Source organism: Tenacibaculum halocynthiae (assembly GCF_964512825.1).
Taxonomy (GTDB): domain Bacteria; phylum Bacteroidota; class Bacteroidia; order Flavobacteriales; family Flavobacteriaceae; genus Polaribacter; species Polaribacter halocynthiae.
The window spans coordinates 74,472-101,115 of record NZ_CAZELG010000016.1; the positions used below are offsets into that span (position 1 = coordinate 74,472).

The following is a 26,644-nucleotide window of genomic DNA, read 5'->3' on the forward strand; positions in this document are numbered from 1 at the left end:
CAACCCTAAATAACCTGCTCCTACTCCTACTCCACTTACACATAACTCTCCAGTTACTCCTATTGGACATAATTGTAAATTATCATCCAAAATAGCAACATTCATATTTGGTATTACGCGACCTATTGGAACTCTTGATTGACTCTCTGGAAAATCTTCAGTTATCTCAAATTGAATTACGTCATCAGATGCCTCACAAGGTCCATAAGCATTCAGCAAACGGATTTCTGGATAAATACGTCGTAAATCATTCACCAATCCTACTGGAATTGCTTCACCAACTAACATTATCCATTTTAATGTTGTTAATGCTATTGCTCTTTTACTTTCTTTTATATAAGATAATAAACCCCACATATAAGTTGGAACAAACTCTACCAAGCTTACTTTTGTTTGGGTAATCGTTTCTAATAATGACTCATAATCTAAAAGCTCGTATTTATCTACAATTACACTTGCTCCTCCTTTTAATAATGGTCCTAAAATTTGCCATACTGAAATATCTGAACCTATTCCTGCACTTTGTAAAAAACGGAAACCATCTGCTAATTCTAATAGTTTATACTCTGCTAATAAATGGTTCATTGCTCCATCATGACGAGTAATCGCTCCTTTTGGTGCTCCTGTTGACCCTGATGTATACAATACATAAGCCCAACTATCCATTCTATTTACATTGGGTGGATTTACTGTAGGTTGTTTTTCTACAAATAAAGAGTCATAAACGTTTATTCCTTGAACCTCTATACTATCTAATAAATGAGTTGGTAACTCATCAATTACTATAACATTTGACAATGAAACTTTAGTTAACCCTGATAATAAAGCTGAACTTGTTATTAACACCGAGAACTCATTCTCTGACAACATTTTCTCTATACGTGAAGATGGATTTTGGGTGTCTAAAGGAGTATAAACTCCTCCGGATTTTAATATACCTAGCATACAACTTATAAATTCTCCACTTCTATCTAAGTATACTCCAACACTCTTCTCTTCTTTTACACCTATTGTTAATAATTGATGGGCTATTTGATTGGCATAACTATTTAGTTCTTCATAATTCCACGTTACCTCCTTATCAATTACTGCAATAGATGTTGAATGTTTTTCTACAATTTTTTCAAAATGAACATTTATTGGTAAAGTATTGCCTAAATCTTGTTCTTTCGGGTTAAAGTTTACCCCTTCTGAATTTGCTACTCGCCCTAACAACAAATCTTCCTCTTCAGTCGTTAATATGGAAACTTCTGATATCTTTTTATCTTGATTTTCTATTATTTGATGTAATACCGTATTAAAATGATTTTGTATCATCATTATAGTACTAGCATCAAATAAAGCTACATTATAACTAAATTGAATATTCAACTCTTTTCCTCCAAGATTAACATCAATAGTTAATGGGTAATTAGTTTGCTCTTGAACCATAATATTCCCAATATCAAGAATACTATCTTCCTCTTTTAATGCTTCAGAAATAGGGTAATTTTCAAATACTAGTATACTATTAAACAAGTCTCCTTGAATACCACTAAATCTTTGAATATCTGCAAGATTTGTATACTGATGTTCTCTAGATTTCATATGTCCTAGTTGCAACGACTTAAGCCAATCTAAAACCAAAGCACCTTCTTCTAACTTAGCATAAAGTGGTAATGTATTAATATACAACCCTATTCGATCTTCAGAGTTTTCTAGTTCTGCTGGACGTCCAGAAACTGTTACACCAAAAACAACATCTAAATCGCCAGTATATTTAGAAAGTAACAAAGCCCAAGCTCCTTGAACTAATGTGTTAATAGTTAAATGATTTTGTTTAGCATATTTTGTTAAACGTTCTGTAAAATCAGCATCAATTATTAATACGTTTTCTTTTGCTTTTCCAATTTCTTTATTACTAGATATACTTTTTGAAAACGGTAATAAACAAGGTGAAGTCAATTCATTTAAATATGTTTTCCAAAACTTTTCTTCATCGAAAATATTTCTTTCAGCAATATATTTTATATAATCTTCATACTGTTCTTCTTTTCTATGCGGTACTGAATTTCCTTTTACTAAACATTCATAAGTTTCTAAAAACTCTTCCAATAAAATAGATAAAGACCAACCATCAAGTATAATATGGTGACTTGTGAATACCATTTTATAACTCAAATCACTAATTTTTATAATTGCAACTCTTAGTAAAGGAGCTTCTGTAAACACAAACCCTTTTTTAAGATCATCTTCTAAAAAAGTTGCTAACTTCTTATCCTGTTTTGTTGGTGAAAAACTACTATAGTCTTCCACAGTAAAAGGCATGGTTACATCTTTATACACACATTGCACAGGAATACTAAATTCTTCATACAAAAAACAACTTCTTAAAATAGTATGATTTTGTATTACATAATTCCATGAAGATTCAAATGCATTTAAATTTAATTCGCTAGGTAAATCAACAACAAGCTGATCAACATAGGCGCTTGAATCTTCATCATATAATTTATGAAATAACAATCCTTCTTGCAAAGGACTTAATTTATATATAGCTTCTGGTTTTTTATGCTTTTCCTTTAAATATGCAATTAACTCTAATTTATTGTTTTTCATAAAAGGAATTATTCCTTCTGGATCTTCATTAAAATCATATGGATCTTTATTAAATTTTTCTTTATCCATATTAAGAGATAATTCTCCATTTTTTTCTACTAAAAACAGATGTAATCCTTGTAATTTTATAATAAAATTTTTCATTACTTTTATATTGAAGTTGGTTTTTAGATTTTGAAAATTTCTTCTAAATCTGTGGTTGTAGTACTTAAAAATTTATTTAATTCTTCATGTTTTATTTCTTTTTCAAGACCATAATCTGAAGGTGTATATACTCTAGTTTCTTTTTCTTTACAATGACGTATCAAATCTTTCAAATTTGACACATAAGAATTTGCTAATTCTACTATTGTTTCAACATCGTATTCTTTTGATGAATAGCTCCAAGAAAGTTGAAGTTTTCCATTTTTAACACCTCCATTAATTTCCAGTTTATTATTAAATGGTGTTGAACCCCCTATCTCATTTCCTTGAAATTCTGTAGCTTCTGTTATCCAAGAATTTGTTTCAATGGCATTATCTAATTGCCCTAGATAATTAAACACAATATCCCATTGAACTGCTGATAAACGATTTCTTATTTCTTGAGATGGGTGCATATACTTTAAAAGACCAAAGCCCAGTCCTTTATTTGGTATACGTCGTAAATTCTCTTTTGTGCTAGTTAATACATCTCCTAAAGACATTTCCTTTTTCATAGATAAACAAACGGGATACAAAGTAGTAAACCAACCTATTGTAGTATTTACATCAACTCCTTCAGAAACTTCCTCTCTTCCATGCCCTTCTAAACCAATAATAACCTCTTCATTATTACTCCACTTACTAATTGTTAATCCTAAACACCCTAATAGTACGTCATTGATTGTAGTACCATAAGCTTGATTTATTTCTTGCAACAACAATGAAGTATTTTCTTCATCTAAAATCATTTGATATTCTACAATATCGCTATATAGATTTTTAGCTACTGTTTTTTTATCTATAGGTAGTGTTTTATAAGATGTATGAATTTTAGACCAATACCCTACTTGTGAAGCTATAGTTTTTTTAGTTACATACTCTTGTAAAGCTAGTCCCCACTCACGGTAAGAATTCCCTTTTACACCTAAATTTAAAGTTTTTCCTTGTTCTAACCCATCTACAATACGACTTAAATCAGATAATAAAATACGCCAAGACACTCCATCTATAACCAAATGATGCCCTACCATAAACAATCGATTTTTTTCTTCTCCTTCTGGGGTCTTTATTAAAACCATTTTAAAAACCTTTCCAGAATTAATAGCCAAACTTTCCTGATATAGTTCACATGTTTTAGTAATCGATTCTGGTAATTTTCCTAAATCGATATTTGATAAGTTCACCTTTTCTAAAACACCTTTATCCTTTCCATAAGACTGATTCCAACTAGTATCTATTTGTTGATATTGAAAACGTAAAGCATCATGATGCTCCATTAATAATTCTAGTGCTTTTTGAATTGAACTCGGTTTAATTGATTTATCAACTGAAACCAGTACTGATTGATTATTAGCTACACTCTCTACATACTCATCTTTAAAATAAAGTTGTTGAATAGGTAATAATAAACTATCTCCTTTTAAGGTTCCTTGTTCTCCTAGGTTTACAGAAACTGCATTAGTTACAACATTTGAAATCTCTGAAATAGTTTGATTTTCAAATAAATCACGAGGTTTAATATGATATCCTAACCTTTTCATTTGACTAACCACTTGAATGGTCATAATAGAATCTCCTCCTAATTCAAAGAAATTATCATAAACTCCTACTTGTGAAACTCCTAATAACTCCTGCCAGATATTCACTAAATGTTCTTCTAACTCATTACGTGGAGAAACATAATTATTTATTTGAATTGATCGTTCTCCTGAAAATTCTGATTCATATATTGACAATAACTTCTTTGCATCTACCTTATCACTTAAGTTCTGAGGAAACTCTTCTACTATACAATATTGTGATGGATGCATGTATGTTGGTAATTCAGACTTACTCAACTCATGCAACAACTCTGTTATTGAACCCTCATCATGATTTAAACCTATAGTACTTAATACCACAAAGCATAATAACAATTCTTTATCAGCTTTATCTTTATGAACTAAAACATGAATATCTTCTATTGATTCTGGCTTTCTTAATACAGAAGCGATTCCTTCTAACTCTACTCGATGTCCTCGTATTTTTACTTGATGATCTTCTCGTCCTAAAAACTCTATATTTCCATCTGGTAACCATCTTCCTAAATCTCCCGTTTTATAAAGTACGTCTCCTAATAAATCTGGGTATGGGTTGGGTATAAAACTCTGAGATGTACGTTCTGGTAATCCTAAATAACCTGCTCCTACTCCTACTCCACTTACACATAACTCACCAGTAACTCCTATTGGACATAATTGTAAATTATCATCCAAAATAGCAACATTCATATTTGGTATTACGCGACCTATTGGAACTCTTGATTGACTCTCTGGAAAGTCTTTAGTTATCTCAAATTGAATTACATCATCAGATGCCTCACAAGGTCCATAAGCATTCAGTAAACGAATTCCTGGATAAATACGTCGTAAATCATTCACCAGTCCTACTGGAATTGCTTCACCAACTAGCATTATCCATTTTAATGTTGTTAATGCTATTGCTCTTTTACTTTCTTTTATATAAGATAATAAGCCCCACATATAAGTTGGAACAAACTCTACCAAACTTACTTTTGTTCGGGTAATCGTTTCTAATAATGACTCATAATCTAACAACTCATATTTATCTACAATTACACTTGCTCCTCCTTTTAATAATGGCCCTAAAATTTGCCATACTGAAATATCTGAACCTATTCCTGCACTTTGTAAAAAACGGAAACCATCTGCTAATTCTAATAGTTTATACTCTGCCAATAAATGGTTCATTGCTCCGTCATGACGTGTAATCGCTCCTTTTGGCGCCCCTGTTGACCCTGATGTATACAATACATAAGCCCAACTATCCATTCTATTTACATTGGGTGGATTTACTGTAGGTTGTTTTTCTACAAATAAAGAGTCATAAACGTTTATTCCTTGAACCTCTATACTATCTAATAAATGAGTTGGTAACTCATCAATTACTATAACATTTGACAATGAAACTTTAGTTAACCCTGATAATAACGCTGAACTTGTTATTAACACCGAGAACTCATTCTCTGACAACATTTTCTCTATACGTGAAGATGGATTTTGGGTGTCTAAAGGAGTATAAACTCCCCCTGATTTTAATATACCTAGCATACAACTTATAAATTCTCCACTTCTATCTAAGTACACTCCTACACTCTTCTCTTCTTTTACACCTATTGTTAATAATTGATGGGCTATTTGATTGGCATAACTATTTAGTTCTTCATAATTCCACGTTACCTCCTTATCAATTACTGCAATAGATGTTGAATGTTTTTCTACAATCTTTTCAAAATGAACATTTATTGGTAAAGTATTACCTAAATCTTGTTCTTTCGGGTTAAAGTTTACTCCTTCTGAATTTGCTACTCGCCCTAACAACAAATCTTCCTCTTCAGTCGTTAATACAGATAAATTATCGATGCTCTGAGAAACGTTTTCTGTTGTATTAATCAATAACTCTTGATAATGTAGTAGCATTTGTTTTATACTACTTTCTTCAAACAAATCAGTACAATATTCCATACGCAATGAAATTCCTGATGAATGTTCTGTAGCTACTAACGTAATATCAAACTGTGATGTTTTTTCTTCAAAGTCACAAGGAGCAGCAGTTAATTCCCCTAATTTAATTTGCTCATTTTTAGCAGTATTCTGCAAATCAAACATCACTTGAAATAATGGAGTCATACTCATATCACGAGTATTTACTACTCGATCTACTACTTTTTCAAAAGGAGCCAATTGATGATCATACCCTTCCAAGGTTGTTTCTTTAACATCTGCTAACAACTTCTTAAAGCTAAGATCATTATTAACATAACTTCTTAAGGCTAATGTATTTACAAAAAAGCCTATCATATCTTCTACTCCAGATTGTGTTCTATTCGCTATAGAAGTTCCTACACAAATATCATTTTGTCCACTATATTTATATAGTAACACTTTAAAAGCAGACAACATAAACATAAACACTGTAACTCCTTCATTTTGACTAACTTTTACAATAGCTTCTTTTAATGATTTATTCAATTCGAAATTAATGCTTGCTCCAACTGTACTTTGAACAGACGGACGTACTTTATTTGTAGGTAACGATAATACAGAAACTCCCTTTAATTTATTTTCCCAATATGCTAATTGGTTTTCTAAAAAATTTCCTTCAATAAATTTCCTTTGCCATAATGCATAATCAGCATATTGAATTGATAAATTAGGTAGTGTTATTGATTTATTTAATCGTAAAGCTTCATAAATGGATACTAACTCATTTATAAAAATTGGAATAGACCATCCATCACTTGCTATATGATGAAAAGCACAAGCTAACGTATACTCATTTTGACTTACTTGAAAAATACATGCTCGAAACATATAATCATCAGAAATATTAAATGGGCTACCTATAAACTTAGCTACCATTTCTTTTTCATTATCGTTATTGGTTAGCGTAACTTTTGTCAACTCCCAAGCTTCTGACGATATAACTTCCTGATAACCTACCCCTTCTATTGTATGAATTACTGTTCGTAAAATTTCATGACGATCCACAATCATTTTTAATGAATCTTCTAAAACAGTTAAATTTAAATTCCCTTTTAACTTTAAACCTCCAACAATATGATATTCATCTGTTCCTTGTAACTGATCTAAAAACCATAATCTTTCTTGGCTAAAAGATAACGGAATACGCGCTGTTTTATCTTGTGAAACAATAGTTGGTAATATTGTTTTCCTTGAATTTATTACTAAATATTTTTCTAATCCTGCTATTGTAGGATGCATAAAAATAGTTTTGATAGCAACTTCAATTTCCATCTTCTTTCGAATCATCGATACCAATCGTGTTGCCAACAAAGAATGTCCTCCTAATTCAAAAAAGTCATCATAAACTCCTACTTTATCCAACTCTAATAACTCTTCCCAAATCTCTACTAATACTGATTCTACTTCATTTCTAGGGCTTACATATTCATTACTCGATAATTTAGAAACATCTGGTAATGGTAGTTTTTTCTTATTTATTTTACCATTACTAGTCAAAGGCATTTCTTCTAATTCTACCCAAATTCGTGGCACCATATAATCAGGAAGCTTTAAGCTCAAGTAATTTTGTAAAGCATCTTTTTCTATAGTTCCATCAACAACCACATACCCAACTAAATATTTTACTTTATGCAAATCTTCTTTTGCTAAAACACAACAATGCCTAACATCTAAACAAGTTGATAATACATTTTCAATTTCACCTAACTCAATACGATAACCTCTTATTTTTACTTGATCATCTTTTCTCCCAACATATTCAATATCTCCATTACACAATAGGCGTCCTAAATCTCCTGTCTTATATAATTTTGATTCTTTATCTGTATCATACGGATTTGAAACAAATTTCTCTCCAGTTAATTCTTCTCGATTCAAATACCCTCTAGATAATCCAGATCCTGAAACACATAATTCTCCAATAATACCAACTGGTAAAAGCTGTAAACTATCATCAACTATATAACAATTTAGTGTTGGAATTGCTCTTCCAATAGTACTTTTGGTATCTTCTACTTCTTTTTCTGTTATTTCTTTATAAGTAACATGTACAGTAGTTTCTGTAATTCCATACATATTAATTAATTTACATGTAGGATAAGATTGTTTCCACTGTTTTAAATACGAAGGATTTAATGCTTCACCTCCAAAAACGACATACCTAATTTTATGTTTTTCAGTAGTTCTAAAGAACTCTTCTTGTAATGTATAAAACGCTCCTGGGGTTTGATTTAAAACAGTAACACCTTCTTTTATTAATGTATTTTTAAAAGAAGTTGTATCCCTTGTTTCTGTATCTCGTATAATTACTAAACGCCCACCATAAAATAATGCTCCATACATTTCCCATACTGAAAAATCAAAGCAAAAAGAATGAAACATAGACCATACATCATCTTCGTTAAAATCAAACAAACTACCTTCATGAAAAAATAATCGTACCACATTCAAATGTGTTAATAACACTCCTTTTGGTTTCCCTGTACTTCCAGATGTATAAATTACATACGCTAAATTCTCGGGCGTATACTCTGGTTTTAATTGAGTTTCCAACTCAAGAGAAATAGAATCCCAATCATTATCTAATAAAACAATATTTAACGCTAATAAATTTTCAATAGCAGATACACTTTGTGTTGTACTTAATACTATAGATACTTCTGAATCATCTAAAATATATTCAATTCGATCTTTAGGATAATTAGGGTCAACTGGTACATAAGCACCTCCGGCTTTTAAAATACCTAACAATCCTATTATCATTTCAAAAGAACGTTCAATGCAAATCCCTACTAAATCCTCTACAGTTACTCCTTGCTTTTGTAAAAACCTAGCTAACTGATTAGATTGTTTATCTAACATTTCATAGGTCATTTCTTTTCCCTCAAATACCAAAGCCACTTTTTGTGGTGTTTTTTGGACTTGTTCTTCAAACAGACTTATTATAGTTTTATCTTTTGGATATAAAACTGATGGAGTATTAAAAACATTCAACAAACTATTTTCTTCTTTTTTTGTAAGTATTGATAGTTCATTTATTGGTTGATTATTATCAACAACTACATTTTCTAATAATTCTTTATAGTGAGCAAATAAGCGATGAATTGTTTCTTCTTTAAATAAAGCTGTACAATATTCTATACTCAATGAAATTCCTTCACTATGCTCTTCTGCATTTAATGTAATATCAAATTTTGCATTGGTGTTTTCATCGGCATGTAATGAAACATCCAATCCATCAAGATTCGTATCTAATACATCTGGTGTATTTTGCAAAACAAATACTGTTTGAAATAAAGGGGACATACTCATATCTCGAGTTTCTACCACTCTATCTACTACTTTCTCAAAAGGAACTAACTGATTATCATAGCCTTTTAAAGTTACTTCTTTCACACGTTGTAAAACTTCTTTAAAAGTTGGATTTTCACTTAAATCAGTTCGTAATGCTAACGTATTTATGAAGAAGCCAATCATATTTTCAACTCCTGATTGCGTTCTATTAGCTATTGGAGTACCCACACAGATATCATCTTGCCCACTATATTTTGATAAAAGCACCTTAAAAGCAGATAGTAGAAGCATAAATAAGGTTACTTCTTCTTGCTTACAAAGTGTATTAATTTTATTCTTTAAACTTTTATCTAATTCAAAAGTTACCATTTTACCTGAAGTATCTTGAACTGACGGTCTTGAATAATCTAAAGGTAACGACAATGAGGATACATCTAATAACGCTTTTTCCCAATAAGACAACTGATTTTCTAATATTTCACCTTGTAAATATTTACGTTGCCATATTGCGTAATCAGCATATTGTAATGATAATGGAGGTATATTTATTTCTTCCTCTTTTACTAATGCACTATAAATTGTAACTAATTCTTGGGTAAAAATACTTTCTGACCAGCCATCACAAGCTATGTGATGAAAAACAACAGCTAATACATAATCGTTTGTTCCATCATCATAAACACGTGCTCGAAACATATAATCTTTAGAAAGGTCAAAAGGAATTGCAGAAAACTCAATAATATCATTTTCAATTTCTTCTTTTTCATTTACAATAGCTGAACTTAGTTTCCATTCGTTAAGTGAGAGAACTTCTTGATATCCTATACCGCCTTCTGACTTTATTATTGTTCGTAATACTTCATGGCGATCAATAATTTTATTTAATGATTTTTCTAGTATTGAAATATTTAAGGCTCCTTTGAACTTTAACCTACCAGACATATGGTACTCTCTACTTCCTTGTAATTGGTCTATAAACCACAAGCGCTCTTGACTAAAAGACAGTGGAATACGGTTTCCTCTTACTTGAGTTACAAGACTTGGCAATACAGCTTGCTCAGAAGACTCTTCTATATGAAGGCTCAATCCTTCAATTGTAGGATTCATAAAAATCGACCTTATAGTAACTTCAGTATCCATTTCTTTACGAATTACTGATACCAGACGAGTTGCTAACAACGAGTGACCTCCTAACTCAAAGAAATTATCATAAATACCTATTTGAGAAATGCCTAATAAATTCTGCCATATAGCTGTTAATTTTTCTTCTAATTTAGTGCTCGGTGCTTGGTAGTTATTTGTTTGTAGTACTCTATCACCCGAAAAATCTGATTCATATATAGTTAATAATTTCTTACCATCTACTTTATCACTTAAGTTCAAAGGAAAGTCTTCAATAATACAATATTGTGAAGGGTGCATATAAATTGGTAGCTCTTTACTACACAAATCATTTAACACCTTAGCTATTGTATGTTCATCGTAATTTTTCCCTATTTTACTTAACACTAAAAAGCACAATACTAATTCCTCTCCTTTGTCATCATTATATACTAGTACATAACTATCTTCTACCCTATCAGATTTCCTAATTACTGAAGCTATACCTTCTAACTCAACACGATGTCCACGAACTTTTACCTGATGATCTTCTCTTCCTAAAAATTCGATATTTCCATCTGGTAACCATCGTCCCATATCGCCTGTTTTATACATAACATCTCCTAACAAATCAGGAAATGGGTTATTTATAAAACTATTCGCAGTTTTTTCTGGTAACCCTAAGTAACCAGCCCCAACACCTATACCACTAACGCAAATTTCTCCAACAACTCCTATTGGGCATAAACCTAAACTATCATTTAAAATAGCAACATTCATATTTGGTATTACTCTACCAATTGGCACTTTTGGCTGCTGCTCAAGTAACTCCTGTTTAATTTCATATTGAATTACATCATCTGAAGCTTCACATGGTCCATAAGCATTCAAAAGGCGAACTTCTGGGTAAAGTTCTCTTAACTCATTAACTAAAGCTACAGGAATAGCTTCTCCAACCAACATAACCCACTGTAAATCTAAGGCTACTGGTTTTTTAGTTTCTTTAATATAAGACAATAAACCCCACATATAAGTAGGAACAAATTCTACGATATCTACTTTGGTTTGATTTATTGTTGATATTAACGTTTCATAATCTAATAATTCAAATTTATCTACAATTACACTTATCCCTCCTTTTAATAAAGGGCCTAAAATTTGCCATACTGAGATATCTGACCCAATACCTGCACTTTGTAAAAAACGGAAACCATCTGGCAAGTCTAATAATCTATATTCTGCTAAGAGGTGATTCATTGCACCAGCATGTTTAGTAATCGCTCCTTTAGGTGCTCCAGTTGAACCTGAAGTATACAATACATAGGCCCAACTATCCATTCGATTCTTATTTACTGGATTTGTTGTTTTTTGGTTTTTTAAATTTTCTTTATCATATAGAAATAACTCCTCTTTTTCGTAAACTTCTTTTAATTCAATAGAGGCCTCATCAATTAAAACAATAGGAATATCCTTAATTATTTTTAATTCTGACAATAGTTTCGATGTTGTAATTAAAACTGAAAAAGTATTCTCCTTTAACATTTTTTCAATTCGTGATGGTGGATTCTGTGTATCTAAAGGAGTATATACTCCTCCTGATTTTATTATTCCCATCATGCTACCTACAAACTCTGCATTTCTTTCTAAATATACTCCTACACAATTTTCTTCTTGAATATTTAAACTTAATAACAGATGAGCAATTTGATTAGCATAGATATTTAAATTGTTATAAGTCCATGATATTTCATTATGAAGTATTGCTATCGATGTTAAATTTTCTTCTACTACATTTTCAAAATGTATATTTATTGGTAAATCATTATTCAAATCAACAGCCTTCGGATTAAAATTAAATCCTTCAGATGTAGATATTCTTCCTAATAATAAATTTTCTTCGAAAGAAGATAAAAGCGATAATGAATTAATTTTTTGAGTAGAATTACTAACTATACTTTTAAGTAATTTTTGATAATTACTAAGCATTCGACTGATAGTACCTTCTGTAAATAAATCAGTACAATATTCTGCCTGAAGTAATAATCCATCACCATGATCTTCAACTGTAAAAGTTAAATCAAACATACTTGTAGTATGGTCTATATTGTATCTAGCTATTTGTTCAGTTCCAAACTTTAAGTTCTCCATATCCAAATCTATTTGCATATCAAACATTACTTGGAACACAGGATTATATCCCATGTTTCTTTCTGGAGCTATTTTCTCTACTATTTTTTCAAACGGAACCAATTGATTTGCATAAGCCTGAATACTGGTTTGTTTTACTTGCTTCAACAAAGTAGTAAAAGATGGATTGTTGTCTAAATCACTTCTTAATGCTAATGTATTTACAAACATTCCTACTAAAGATTCTACATCTTTAGTTGTTCTATTCGCTACTGGTGTACCTACGCAGATATCTGTTTCTCCACTATATCTATACAAGAGCACTTTAAAAGCAGACATCATTAACATAAACAATGTAACTTCTTCTTTTTTAGCACACTTTTTTAAACTATAAATCAATTGATCATCTAAGGCTAAAGCAACTCTTCTTCCTTTTTTACTTTGAACTATTGGCCTTGGAAAATCATAGGGTAATGTTAAAGGAGTAACTCCTTTTAATTGAACTTCCCAGTATTTCAATAAATTTTCTAAAACATTTCCTTTAAAATATTCTTCTTGCCAAAACGAATAATCAACATAGTTAATTGATAAAGGTTTTAAACCATCTTTTTCTCCTTCTAATAAAGCAGAATAAATTGTAGTTAATTCATCTAAAACTATCTTTCCTGACCATCCGTCTAACGCTATATGATGTGCTACTAAAAGTAATTTATATCCATTAGAAGTACCTTTTATTAAAAATAACCTAAATGGATAATCTGATGATAAATCAAAAGGTAAGCTAATTAATTCCTGAATTTTACTGTTTTCATTTGAATCTAACTCTACATACTCCATTTCAAATGAATCCTCAGAAAGAATATTTTGATGTAAATCTCCTTCTTCGTTTGGTTGCAATACAGTACGTAAAGCTTCATGCCGCTTTACCAATTTCTTTGACGCTCTTTTTAATAAATTCACATCAATAGATTGAGGAATAGTAAAAGCTTTAAAAACATGATACTCTATACTTCCTGCTATTTGATCAATGACCCACATACTTTTTTGAGCAAAAGAAGCCGGTATCTTGTCTCTATTTGTAACTATTCTAGGAGTAATTGAATGAATCGTATTATGATTCGTTTTTACGTCATCTATTAATTCAGTTTCAACATAAACAACAACATCTAACAAAGTCTCCAATTCAAAAAAAAGTGTTGGAGACACCTCTTTTTTAATATATTCTGATAATACTCCGGATAAACGAACTACTTGTAGTGAACTTAATCCTAAAGTTGCAAATGAATCATTTAAATTAACCTGAGAAGGAGTAATTTGTAATAAATTACTTATTTCTTCTCGTAACCAAGTTATAAGTTCAGTTTTATTATCTGCTTTTTGACTACAACTCTCTATTAACTCTTTTTCTTTTTTCTCTATTTGTTCACCAGCTGTCCACTCTTCTAAAACACCACCTAAATCACCAGATTCATATGCTGTTTTAGTTCCTAATCGTTGTATTTTCCCACTTGATGTTTTCTTTATACGTCCAGGGTTTACTAACACAATTTTATATATAGACAACTCATGTTCTGCTAATACTAGCTGACAAACTGTTTTTATAATTTTTTCAGCATCATAATCACGTATACTAGTACGTTTTACCTCTTGTATTATTAATAGCTTATCAACTCCATTAACTTTTATTGTTGCCGCAGCTCCTGCATTATTTTGTAAATCAGGATGACCGAACTGAACAGTTCTTTCTATATCCTGAGGAAAATGGTTTACTCCATTAAAAATCATCATTTCCTTTAAACGTCCTGAAATATATATTTCATTACCATTTAAAAAACCAATGTCTCCAGTACGCAAATAAGGGCCATCATTCTCGTTTTTTATTCCTTCTACATTATTTGTATAGGCTTCAAATATTTCTTTTGACAATTCGCTTTTGTTCCAATATCCTTTTGTAACGCTATTCCCTTTTAACCATATTTCACCTACTTCATTTTCTTTACAAATTTGTTTTGTTTCCGGGTTTACAATTCTTGTTTTTAACTTTTTATGTATAGGTCCGTTTCCTACTAACTGAATGGAATTTTCAGGTGTAGAATTGAGAAGTACTTTCCCCTCATGAAGTTCATTTTTCTTTAATGAAATAATAGTTGGTTCCTTATCGTACTCACAACCACTAACTACCAGCGTAGTTTCAGCCATCCCATAACCTGGAAACAATGTTGCTCTTTTAAATCCGTAGTTCGTAAATCGATCTGCAAACTTTGCCATTGTGCCTGGGCGAATTGGTTCAGATCCATTAATAGCAACTTCCCAGCTACTTAAGTCTATTTCTTTTAAATCTTCTTCTTTAATTTGATTTGTACAAAGGTCATACGCAAAGTTTGGAGCACAACTCATAGTCCCTTTATATTTAGAAATTAATCTTAACCATCTTATAGGCTTTTGAATAAAAGCTGTTGGCGGTAAAATAATTAGTTCAAACCCTACAAATAATGCCTGAATAATATTACCAATTAACCCCATATCATGGTATATTGGTAACCAAGAAACACCTATTGATTTTTTTGTTGTTTTAAAACAATCTTGAAATATTTCACTGTTATCGATTATGTTAGCATGATTAACAATTACTCCTTTTGGATCTCCTGTAGAACCAGAAGTGTACTGCAAAAATGCAATTGTGCTCGTATTTATTTTTGGAAAGACTTGGTTGAAAACAAACTCTAATGTATTTGTTTTTAACCAAGAAACATTTGCAAAAACCTCATTACTAAACCACTTAATATTTTTAGTATAAACAACATCAGTTGTAAGTACTAATGTTGCTTTACAATCTATTGTTATTTTTTCTAATCGTCCTATTCTTCGTTTTCCTTGAGGTGGAAAAGCAGGAACAGCTATTACACCTGCTAATAAACATCCAAAAAAAGCATCTGCAAACTCCAAACCAGAAGGATACAATAATAAAACACGATCTCCTGGCTTAGCATATCTTAATATATTTGAAGCTATTATTTCAGCTTTCTTATATAATTCTAAAAATGTTCTTGAATTATTTTCTTCTTCTCCATTGGCAAAAAACCTGTATAAAATTTTATTTGGTGATTCATCTAAATGCTTTTTAAAAATATGCATTAATGTATCTTCTGAAAGTTTTTTTTCAGAATTCAAATCGTTAAATGGTAACATTTTTTTGGATGTTTTTTAGTTAGGTAAGGTAATTTTGTTAAGCTAAAGTTTGTTCCATGTATTCTTCTGTACAAGCAGTAATAGCCTCTTTCATTATTTCTATGGCTGCATCTACAATAGCTTTTGTAGTTACTAATGGTGGTACTAGTCTTAAAACATTATCATAATGTCCTCCTACTTCAAATAATAGTCCTCTTTCAAAACATTCTTTCCTATATTTCTTTACAAACTCAGGAAAAGGTACTTTACTTTCTTTATTTTTAACAAACTCAACACCTATCATCATTCCTCTACCTCTTACTTCTCCTATAAAAGGATTGTCTATTTTTAATAATTCTAACTTATCCATTAAATAGCTCCCAATAGTTTTAGTATGCTCAGCGATGTCATACTTTTCTATAAAATCTAAAGCTCCAATTGCTGCTGAAATACTAACTTGATTTCCTCTAAAAGTACCAATATGAGCTCCTGGATTCCATGCTTCAACTTCTCTCTTATAAATTAAACCAGCTATAGGAAAGCCTATTCCTCCAAAGCCTTTAGAAAAAGTTATAATATCGGGTACCGCTTTGGTATTCATAAATTCTAAAAAAGATCCTGTTCTAAAAAAACCACACTGAATTTCATCGAAAATAACTAACACATCATTTTCATGTGCTATTCTTACTAACTCTTCTAAATAACCATCTTCAGGAACAATATTCCCACCCTCTCCTTGAATAGGTTCTACAATAATAGCTGCTGGTTTAGATATTCCAGAATGACTATTTGTTAACATCTCTTCAAAAGCAACTAGTTCATTATTTTTATTTCCATCTTCATTTCTATAAGAATAATTATAGGGAGCAAAATGAACATTTGGCATCAGTGAAGAAATATGATTTCTAAAACCAATATCAGAAGTAACAGCTAACGCCCCACATGTCATACCATGATACCCTCCTTTAAAAGAAATTATACCATCTCTTCCTGTTTTTATTTTAGCTAATTTTATAGCAGCTTCTACTGCATCTGATCCTGTTGGTCCTCCAAAACACACTTTATAGTCATCTCTAATTTCTTTCGGAAGGTTTTTTATTATTTTCTGAATCAAACTTATCTTATTCTCTGTTGGAAAATCAAGAGCGTGAATTAATTCTTCTTGCTGTTTTTTCACATATTCTAAAACAAAATCATTACAATGTCCTACATTTAAAACACCACAGCCGGCAAAGAAATCGATGAATTGATTTCCATCTAAATCTTCAACGATACTTCCTTTTGCTCTTTTTATAGCTATCGGCATATTTTTAGGGTATGAAACGATACTTCCTTCTATCTGTTTTTGTAACTCTAATATTTTTTTTGATTTTTCTCCTGGTAAAGAAGATGAGATAATTTTAGGTGTTTCAGATAAGTGATATTTCTTTAATATTTCCATAATAATAAGTTTGTTTATATTGTTTTAGTTATTTACATCTTTACTAAAAAAGTAAAGCATGAGTTTTACATAAGTTTTCTTTTGTTGAATAATGAAATTTTAGATTTATAGTAGATGAATTTTCATGCCTAGTCCCTATATTTATTCTAACAACTCACTAATTGTTGTTAGTTTCAGTTTAACTTCAAAATCTTTGCAGGTAGTTGTTATATTACATTTATAATTATCTTCAACAGATATTGGTTTGTAGTACCATTTTTTAGTTCCAAGTGATATATAATTCTGACAGGTATCAATTGTATTTAATGGTAAATTCAAACCTCTTCCATCGGCTTTAGAAACCGCCTCTTTGATTGTCCAAATGTTATAAAAAGTTGTTATTGGCTCTCTCGACTGAGTAATTGAATTCTTTTCTCTTTTAGTTAATACTGATGAAAAATTGTTTAAATCAATTTTTCTTTCAATTTTTTCTATATCTACACCTATTGGTTCTTTATTTGGAGTAAATGCACAAACAACAAACTCACCTGAATGTGATATACTGAACGAAAAATCATCCTCTAAATAAGGTTTTCTATAAGTAGTATATTTTATATCTAGAAGTGTTTTATCAACTGAAAAAAAATTTAATGCCTTTTTTAATAATAGCTTTCCTATTAGGCTTGACTGACGTCTTTCCCAAAATCGAAATTTATTAATTTCAGCGTGATATTTATTTGGTATTAATTGTAAGCATTCTAACCAAATTTTCTCTTTCATTTGATCACCATTATGTACACAGAGTACATGTGCTTTATTATTCATAAGAAGTAAAATAATGTATACTAAAAGTTAGTTATTACATTAATAGTTATACGTTTTCAAGTTGATTCATATAACTTATAGGTAATGTTGCTATAAAATTTTGTCGTAATGAATCTATCCGTACAATAATTTTATTAGTACTATTTATTTTTAAAATTTCACACTCTAAACCATTTAAAGGACCATTAGTTATTTTTCTAACCTCTCCTATTTTTGGCAATTCTGTATTAACTTCAATTCCTGTAATGTTTTGATCACTTACTAATAATTTCATTTTTTCTATTTCATTTTCTGTAACTCTTGCGTACTCTTTACCAAAACGGATATAAGAGCATACACCATTAACTGACAATGCTTTATGGAATTCAGTAGGAGAATTTAAATTAACAAATAAGTAAGACGGAAGTAATGGCTTTAAAATTACTTTTTTCCTATCGCTCCATTGTTTAAGTGTTTTAATTTGTGGAAAAAAAGTATCTAAACAAATCTCTTTTAGAGACTCATATACCTTTTTTTCCCAACGAGATTTGACATATATTACATGCCAACCGCTAGTGTAGTTCATTATTTAAATTGATTATAGTTGTTTGTTTGTTTTTATGCAAGGCTTCGCCTTTCTCACTTACATGAGGTACTTTTTGTTTATTTTATAAATGCAATAGTTTTTTGTAAATAGTTATTTATTTGTAGTAGGTAAAATTTAAATAACTATTAATTTATTATAGGTACAATTTTAGTATTTATTTCTTCAAAAAATATTCTTAATTGTTAAGAAATCATGAAAACAACAACTCATTATTCTAATACAAAACAGTAGTTTAACAAAAAAAACACGTTTTGTTTTTCTTATTCACCTAGTTTTTATCGATATGTTTTAGAGTTATTTATAGTTCCTTAAAGAAACCATTTAGAAGGAAATTTAAAAAAAGTTGTTTTTAATATAGTCAAACTCTCTTTAAAAATTAAACAAGCCTACTTCATAAAGTTCTTATTCTTTTTTGAAAAATTAAAATACGTTTTTCTTATAGTTTTTCTTTATTTTTTTACAGTTTAATTTTTAAGCATGGCTTCGCCTCTCTCAATTACATGAGGCATATTATTTTTAAAAAAAATTTGATAAAAAAGTTATTTATGTGTAGTAGATAAATTTAAATAACTATTGTTTTTTTACAGGTACAATTATACTAATTTTTAAATTAAAAATTATCTTCAAATATTAAAAAACTGTAAAAACAGGGTTAACATCCTACTAAAAAACATGAAACAATTAATTTGACAATTGCCTTGTAAGTACTATTAAATATGGATAAGTTAATAATTAGTAGATTTAACGAATTTCCATACTTCTTATAAACCAACAACTTAGCTATTTGTTTATTATAAAACAGAATTATACTTTTTAAGTATAAATTTAACTAGTAAATAAAAAACAAAAGATATTTTAAAAAACTCTTTTTAATGATAATAATAAACATGTATTACTCCTATTAAAACTAACTTCTTTTTCTTTTACTATTTAGTAAAATAGAAATAAGTAGTAAAATCCATGGTAAACCATGAAGTAAAACATCAAACCAATCCATAAGTTTCATTGGGTTATCTCCTGAAAAAGCACCTCCACCCATAATCCAATTTATTTTCCCAACTATATGAGGTGGATTAAAAGGCGCTAAACCCAATGTTAAGCTAGCAATTAAAAATAATTTCCAATGTTGTCTAAGTTCTTTTTCCATATATTAAATAAACCAGTTCCAAACTACTCCAAAACGAATTGTAAAATCACGATAAGGATGTGAAGGAGCAGATAAGTAGTTCTTCTCAAGAAAAAATGAGCTTATGTTTTCTGCTTTAAAATATATTCGAGTTCTTCTAACCCTACCGTTAAAAAATAAATCAATAGTTGGATACCCAATATCAGTGGTGTTTTGCAACGTAAATTCTCCAAGTAATGGATTATATGCATTAGCTTTATATTTTGAAAAGTATTTAAAAGTAGCTCCTATTTGAACAAAAAGAGGGTTTCCTCTAAACCAGTTATCCGAAAAATACAATGTATTTCTACTTACCAATTCTGGTACTCTTAACACTTCACTTCCACTTGCTACTTTTTGATACATTAGGGTATTATCTAGCGAAAATTTACCTAATGAAAATTCTTTTGATACCTTTAATTTTAAATAATTAACAGTTCCTGAATGTTGCTTTGGAAGCCCTTGTTCATCAAAATAAGTATAATTATCTATATTGGTTAAATCAACAGAAGCATTTCCCCATTTACTTTTAATCTCTCCTCCTAAAATTCTAGTTCCAGTAGAAGCAAAATTATTTTCCCAATTAAACTTATTATAAATACTTTGATGCAGTAAGAAATTAAAATTAGGTAATTTATTATTAATCCTAAGTTTTGCTTTAACAGTAAATAAACTATCTTTTTTATAATATGCTTCGGCATATAAATTATTTCCAGCTAATCTTCCACTTCCAGGGGTTAAAGAACCTGTAGCATTTACATAAAAATTATTTATTTTCCCGTTCCAATCTGCTCCAAATGAAATAGCACTACCTTTTAATTTATTATTTGCAATTCCAACTAAATTATTCTGCAAATATTTATACCCGTAATCATAATTAGTATAGCTTGTCTTAACTCTAAAACGTCCTAAGACATATTTAGAGTTAAAATCTAAAAACAATTCATTATTATAAAGTAAATAATCTGTTTGGTTGTTTAAAACCCCTACTGCTCTATCAGTGTCAAATATATCTGAAGGTGTAACTTGTTTAAATTCAAAATATTTAGAATCTCTAGTAAATTGGTGTCCTACTTTTAAATTAGAAAAATCTCTATTATTAAGTGAATCTTTTGAGGAGAGTAATTTAAATGTATGCTCGAAGAATAGTCTCTTCCCTTCAAGAACACTTTCTGTATCATTTAATTCAACATCTAATCTACCTCTACTACCGCTAAAATTAGGATTATCTGTTAAAAAATTCAATAACGATTCTGCTGTTAATCCTCCATTCTCTTGATTTGTAAAGTCTTGATTTACTGCATGTCCTCTTATAGCGTATTGCCCTTTTGGTGTTACGTAGTGAAAAGAAACTCTAAAATTTCCAGTGCTAGCCAATGATCGCCTATAAGCACCTAATGACCGTATTCCTTTATACATTAATGCCACATTTAATCGTTTGGAAAAGTTTGCTGTAAACAACGTTTCTAAAACCTGCCCTTGTTCCAAACCACCTCTATACAAAATTTCAGTAGTTGGGGTAGGCACATGATAATATTTTACATCTTCAATATTTATATAATTAAATTGCTTTGCCCTAAAACCTATATCAGGAAATTGAGAAGTAGTATTAAAATCATATCCTAAATTATTAAAAGTCTGTCCTTGGTTATGAAATGCTAATAGTTCAAAATTATCTTTCCTTAAAAAATTAAATTTATAGTTTTTTTGTATCGTTAAAGTTGTATCAATAATAGTAGTATCCCTTTTATGTGAAATAATTTTATAATCTGTATACTTTGTTCTTCCACTTAACTCAACATCAATTTCACCTCCAGGTAATGAATCTCTATTTTGATTAACACCTCCTAATCCTCCAAAACCTCCATCTAATTCTCTAACCTGAGAAAAAACAAGTTGCACACTTATTACACAAAATAATACTAAGAAACTTTTTTTCATACCTACAAAAGTATAATAATAAAATGAGAAAAAATGTGAATGTTTTCTTTGAAAACTGTTAATTTGTAGTATGTTGAAACTAAATTATAGCGGATTTTCTTTAGAGGTTGGCACTGACGAAGCTGGAAGGGGTTGTTTATCTGGACCTGTAGTTGCTGCAGCGGTTATTTTACCCCCTAATTTTAACCATGATTTATTAAATGACTCTAAACAACTTTCAGAAAAAAAACGCTATGAACTACGTCCTTATATTGAAAAAGAAGCTCTAGCTTTTGGAGTATCTTTTATTCATCAAGATGAAGTTGATGAAATTAATGTTTTACAAGCTTCTATTACTGGAATGCATCGCTCTATAGAGCAATTAAGCGTAGAACCAGAATTTATTATTGTTGACGGAAATAAGTTTAAACAATATAAAGAAATCCCTCATGAAACCATAATTAAAGGAGATGCTAAATATATGAGTATTGCTGCTGCCTCTGTTTTAGCTAAAACATATAGAGATGATTATATGGAAAAAATTCATCAAGAATTTCCACAATATAATTGGAAAAAAAATAAAGGTTATCCAACAAAAGAGCACCGTAATGCTATTCGTGAATTTGGAGCAACAATACATCATAGAAAATCATTTAAGTTATTACCTGAGCAATTAAAACTTAAATTATAGCCTATTTTGATTTTGCTCCTACAAAATGATCAGACTTTAACTTAAATAACACATTAAAAGTTGTTAAACTACCATAAATTCGAGTAATATATTGTTGTAAATCTACTTTATCTTGATCTGCTAAAGTTTTACTAGCATTTATTTTTTGCTCCATTACTCTAATCCGATCACGAACCATTACCACTTTATGAAAAAAAGTATCAATAGGTATTTCTTTTGAACTTAAGTTAGTATCGGCTGGCTGTATAATTAAATTACCTCCTTTAAATTTATCAGCTATAGGTACTATCTCAGTAACATCACTCCATTGCTTTAAAATTTTTCTTAAAGAACTTTCAACTTCATAAAAACTTACAGAATCTACTTCCTGATTTACAGCTTCAATAATATCAAAATCATCATTTAAAGCTATTGTTTCTAAACCATTTTCTTGAAAAGTAACCCAATAATGCTTACTATCTACATTAGTAACTACACCAAAACCATATTCTGAGTGATTAATTCTTGATCCTATTCCTAATAATTTCATATTCTATTATTTTTAACGGTACTAAAATACTTATTTTTGTCTTTCAATTTTTTAGAAAATGATTAAAAGAACACGTGCAGAAATTAATAAATGTATTATTCATAAAGTTGCTAATAAATATAATAGTGGCCAGAATGCTTTATCAGAAAGTCTAGTACGTTTTGACGAAGAAAGTTATGAATTATTAATGCCTTTTTTATTAAAAAATTTTGGTACTGTTACTCAAAGCTATCGCTTTAGTCATCATGCTGACGTTCGTTTAAACGAAATTAATAAATACACTTCTGATATTTTTGAAGATGACAGTAATGAGGTTTTTATTGAAAATTCAAAAAATATTGTTAACCACCTATATGAACAATCTAACTCTGCCAATATAAAAACCGGAGACGTTATTGTTGCTTACTTTGAAGGAATTGAGTATAAAGATGTGTTAACAGAAGCTGTTGGTATTTTTAAAATTGAAAGTAAGGTTGACTTTTTTCAAACATATTTAGATGATGAAAGCTTTGATGTAGTAGTACAAAAAGGTATTTCAACAAAAAAATTAGATAAAGGTTGTTTAATTTTAAATTCTTCTGATACAGAAGGAACTGTTGTTTTATCTATTGACAATAATAATTACGATGCTCAATATTGGATAAAAAATTTTTTAAGTGTAAAGTTTGCAGATGATAGAAACCTACATACTCAAAATTATCTAGAAATGTGTAAAGACTTTTCTGAAGAAATTATAAAACCTGAATTAGGAAAGCAAGAACAAAGTTCATTTTTAGCAAATACTGTTGACTATTTTAAGGAACATGAAAGTGTAGATTATCATGGCTTTAAAGATGAAGTTTTTGAAGATGATAAACACAAAGACATGTTCGAAGATTACAAGAAACATTTTGAAAAATTGAACGATGTTTTAATTAGAAATAATTTTGAAGTATCAGACCCTGTTTTAAAAAAGGAAAAAAGTAAATTTAAAACTGAAATTAAACTAGATACAAATATCCAAATTAAAATTGATGTTGATGCTCCTGATGCCTCTACCGAATATTTAGAACAAGGATATGATGAGGATAAAAAAATGAAGTTTTACAAAGTATACTATAACGCTGAAAAATAACCCATTATAAATAATAAAACAAAAAAGAGAAATTAATTAATTTCTCTTTTTTGTTTTTATATGGTAATCTGAACTCAACTTATACAGATTACTTCAATCGTCTCTTACTTCGTAAAGATAATAACTAACGTCACTACGAGTATAATGAAATAGAACGAAGTAGTCTTTATATTTGTGCTCTTACTAAATTTGAATTCTATTTAAACAGATTGCTTCGTCCTATCTCCTCGTATAGACGGTTATTTATTTTTTTGGATTAACTTATTCACCAATTCCTTCAATTCTTGCATTTCTTTAGCTTGCTTTTGTAATTGTTTTTCTTGTTGAATCGTATATAATGTTAATTCTTCAACTTTCTGTAATAACTTTTTATTCATTGACCCTAATTCTATTCCTCCTGCTTTCTCCACTTCTTTAGCCGATGGAATATTAGCTAAATGACCTTTTTCTTGAATATGTTTTTCTACTTCAGTTAAAGTTGGTAAATTATAATCACTCATAAATACATAATCTGGCCAAACTTTTGTTTCAACTTTAATTTCTCTGGCTCCAATTGAACCATTTACTGCTAATTTATGATCCCCAGTAGTCAATGTTCCTATTCCCACATTACCTTTTTCATTAATACGCATACTCTCTTTTAATGAAGAAGAGTTTGTCTCTTTTGTCCAAAATGTAAGATAACCTGTATGGCCACCTCCTCCTCTTGGCATTCCTATTCTAGATACTTCTATAGTACCTTGCTTTGCACTTACACGACCAACATCAACATTTCCTGCATCATTTCTAGAGCTTCTTAGTGAAATAGTTCCTGGAGTTGTTGTAGAATTGTAAATTTCGAATTTTTCACTTGGATTATTTATACCAATACCAAAATTTCCTTGATGATAATAAAATTTATCAGAATAACTAGGGTTTATTGTTTGCTTAAAACTTAACGCTATAGGATCATCAAACTCTATCATATTCAAATGTAAACTTCCACTTTCATAAGAAGTACTTAGAATTCCAGAATCTGGATTTTCAATTTCACCTACTTGAAAAGTGCCAACTACATTAAGTTTTGCTTGTGGTTTATTGATCCCTACACCAACATTTCCAGCAAAATAGTTATTAGCATTTACTGTACCAGCATATAAATCATATCTATTTGTTACTGTAGTTTTATTATAAGCACCAGTAGAAATTCTAACACCATACGCGTTTTCAATAGTAGTACCAGCAACATTATCTAACACCTGAGCTTCAAGACCAACAGCTAAATTGATTTTAGCACCTGGTGTTGCATTATAAATTCCTGCTCTTGCCCAAACACCAAAATTAGAATTTAAGGTTCCTTTAAAGTTAATTGAACTTGAAAAAGCAGAAGCATCAAGCCCTATTTTATAACCTGTATCAGTAATATTTGGAGCAATACCAAAATTACCTATAGACGAATATATTCCTTTATCATAACTAGTAACATTTGTAGTAGCTTGTGTTATTAATACACTATTAATACCATTTTTAGAAATTTCTCCTGAAGTTGTTGCATAATTAACATGTAATTTTGAACTTGGTACAGTTGTACCAATCCCAACTTTTCCATCTGATTTTTCTGTAATTTGTGATTGTGCTTGCATAGTAATTCCTAGCACAGCAATTGTAAATAAAATCTTTTTCATGATTATTAATTATTTATATTTAGTAAAATTTTTGTTGTACCACTCAATAACAATTACTTAAAAAGCAGTTTCCATTTAAAAAAGCAAAACTATTCTTTTTCTGCCATTTTCTTTACATAATCTGTAATGATTACAATTTGAGTAGGCCCTACCTTTCCTTCAATATACTTTGCATTTTCATGGTCTAAAGAAATTCTACGAACAGCAGTACCTTGTTTTGCTACCATGCTTGATCCTTTCACCTTTAAATCTTTTATCAGTACAACACTATCTCCGGCTTCTAAAATAGCTCCATTAACATCACGATGTATTATTTTTTCACTTTCATCTAAATGCTCTCCGGTAGATTGAGCAAAACGTAATTCTTCATCTTCTAAATACATCATATCTAATAAGTCTTGTGGCCATCCTTGACTTTTTAAACGATGTAACATTCTCCATGCTACCACTTTTACAGCCCTGAACTCACTCCACATGCTATCATTTAAACAACGCCAATGATTTGCTTCTGTAGTTTCTGGTTCTTCAATTTGCCCTATACAAGTACCACAAGCTAGTAAACTACCATCTACACCTCCTGTTGAAATTGGTGGCACTTCATATATTTTTAAATCATTTTTTTCAGCACATAACTCACATTGATTTCCACTTCTTTCTTGTAATTCCTGTAGTAAACTCATTTCTTATAAATTAAAGAAACAAATGTACATTTTT

Annotated in this window: 12 protein-coding genes (1 of these 12 running past the window's edge); 2 read left to right on the top strand and 10 right to left on the bottom strand. The window is 29.9% G+C overall.

All coding sequences use genetic code 11. The annotated features are described in order from the left end of the window. The 7 genes from ACKTTQ_RS05580 to ACKTTQ_RS05610 form a co-directional block, all read right to left on the bottom strand. Positions 1-2,742: the 5' end (the start) of an amino acid adenylation domain-containing protein gene (locus tag ACKTTQ_RS05580; RefSeq protein ID WP_408048624.1), read on the bottom strand. Its footprint begins 7,671 nt before the window's first position; 2,742 of the gene's 10,413 nt are visible here — the first part of the coding sequence; it begins with the start codon at positions 2,740-2,742; the stop codon falls past the left edge of the window. Positions 2,743-2,765: 23 nt separating this feature from the next. After that, the gene (locus ACKTTQ_RS05585) at positions 2,766-16,037 is read right to left on the bottom strand and encodes an amino acid adenylation domain-containing protein (RefSeq protein WP_408048625.1); all 13,272 of its coding nucleotides are present in this window, start codon (positions 16,035-16,037) and stop codon (positions 2,766-2,768) included. 37 nt (positions 16,038-16,074) lie between these two features. Then, the gene (locus ACKTTQ_RS05590; RefSeq protein ID WP_093869983.1) at positions 16,075-17,457 is read right to left on the bottom strand and encodes an aspartate aminotransferase family protein; all 1,383 of its coding nucleotides are present in this window, start codon (positions 17,455-17,457) and stop codon (positions 16,075-16,077) included. Between the two features lie 141 nt (positions 17,458-17,598). Continuing rightward, complete coding sequence (locus tag ACKTTQ_RS05595; RefSeq protein ID WP_299135881.1) at positions 17,599-18,261, bottom strand: 4'-phosphopantetheinyl transferase family protein; 663 nt, start codon at positions 18,259-18,261, stop codon at positions 17,599-17,601. Between the two features lie 46 nt (positions 18,262-18,307). Beyond that, positions 18,308-18,826 carry a UpxY family transcription antiterminator gene (locus ACKTTQ_RS05600; protein WP_093869981.1) on the bottom strand — a complete coding sequence of 173 codons (519 nt, stop codon included), beginning with the start codon at positions 18,824-18,826 and terminating at the stop codon, positions 18,308-18,310. A gap of 928 nt (positions 18,827-19,754) precedes the next feature. Next, a complete protein-coding gene (locus ACKTTQ_RS05605) occupies positions 19,755-19,994 on the bottom strand; it encodes a hypothetical protein (RefSeq protein ID WP_093869980.1) in 240 nt (79 codons plus the stop codon). Positions 19,995-19,997: 3 nt separating this feature from the next. After that, entirely contained in the window at positions 19,998-21,953 is a 1,956-nt protein-coding gene (locus ACKTTQ_RS05610) for a putative porin (protein ID WP_408048626.1), read from the bottom strand. Positions 21,954-22,023: 70 nt separating this feature from the next. Here ACKTTQ_RS05610 and ACKTTQ_RS05615 point away from each other — a divergent pair, with 70 nt between their 5' ends. Then, on the top strand, positions 22,024-22,623 hold the full coding sequence (locus ACKTTQ_RS05615) for a ribonuclease HII (protein WP_408048627.1): 600 nt from the start codon (positions 22,024-22,026) through the stop codon (positions 22,621-22,623). Between the two features lies 1 nt (position 22,624). On the opposite strand, the gene ACKTTQ_RS05620 is transcribed toward ACKTTQ_RS05615, so the two are convergent. Beyond that, on the bottom strand, positions 22,625-23,152 hold the full coding sequence (locus ACKTTQ_RS05620; RefSeq protein ID WP_093869977.1) for a hypothetical protein: 528 nt from the start codon (positions 23,150-23,152) through the stop codon (positions 22,625-22,627). Positions 23,153-23,210: 58 nt separating this feature from the next. Here ACKTTQ_RS05620 and ACKTTQ_RS05625 point away from each other — a divergent pair, with 58 nt between their 5' ends. Next, entirely contained in the window at positions 23,211-24,266 is a 1,056-nt protein-coding gene (locus tag ACKTTQ_RS05625) for a nucleoid-associated protein (protein ID WP_113787658.1), read from the top strand. Between the two features lie 239 nt (positions 24,267-24,505). Here the strand turns inward: ACKTTQ_RS05625 and ACKTTQ_RS05630 are convergent, their stop codons facing one another. Together ACKTTQ_RS05630 and ACKTTQ_RS05635 are read right to left on the bottom strand one after the other, a co-directional pair. Next, positions 24,506-25,930: a hypothetical protein gene (locus tag ACKTTQ_RS05630; RefSeq protein WP_408048628.1), complete on the bottom strand. Its 1,425-nt coding sequence runs from the start codon at positions 25,928-25,930 to the stop codon at positions 24,506-24,508. Positions 25,931-26,019: 89 nt separating this feature from the next. Continuing rightward, entirely contained in the window at positions 26,020-26,610 is a 591-nt protein-coding gene (locus tag ACKTTQ_RS05635) for a PhnA domain-containing protein (RefSeq protein ID WP_408048629.1), read from the bottom strand. Positions 26,611-26,644: the final 34 nt, after the last annotated feature.

Coding starts and splice junctions, on each gene's coding strand:
- ACKTTQ_RS05600 (WP_093869981.1), bottom strand. CDS start 18,826: ATGAACTACACTAGCGGTTGGCATGTAATATATGTCAAATCTCGTTGG.
- ACKTTQ_RS05620 (WP_093869977.1), bottom strand. CDS start 23,152: ATGAAATTATTAGGAATAGGATCAAGAATTAATCACTCAGAATATGGT.
- ACKTTQ_RS05585 (WP_408048625.1), bottom strand. CDS start 16,037: ATGTTACCATTTAACGATTTGAATTCTGAAAAAAAACTTTCAGAAGAT.
- ACKTTQ_RS05615 (WP_408048627.1), top strand. CDS start 22,024: ATGTTGAAACTAAATTATAGCGGATTTTCTTTAGAGGTTGGCACTGAC.
- ACKTTQ_RS05635 (WP_408048629.1), bottom strand. CDS start 26,610: ATGAGTTTACTACAGGAATTACAAGAAAGAAGTGGAAATCAATGTGAG.
- ACKTTQ_RS05630 (WP_408048628.1), bottom strand. CDS start 25,930: ATGAAAAAGATTTTATTTACAATTGCTGTGCTAGGAATTACTATGCAA.
- ACKTTQ_RS05605 (WP_093869980.1), bottom strand. CDS start 19,994: ATGGAAAAAGAACTTAGACAACATTGGAAATTATTTTTAATTGCTAGC.
- ACKTTQ_RS05595 (WP_299135881.1), bottom strand. CDS start 18,261: ATGAATAATAAAGCACATGTACTCTGTGTACATAATGGTGATCAAATG.
- ACKTTQ_RS05590 (WP_093869983.1), bottom strand. CDS start 17,457: ATGGAAATATTAAAGAAATATCACTTATCTGAAACACCTAAAATTATC.
- ACKTTQ_RS05610 (WP_408048626.1), bottom strand. CDS start 21,953: ATGAAAAAAAGTTTCTTAGTATTATTTTGTGTAATAAGTGTGCAACTT.
- ACKTTQ_RS05625 (WP_113787658.1), top strand. CDS start 23,211: ATGATTAAAAGAACACGTGCAGAAATTAATAAATGTATTATTCATAAA.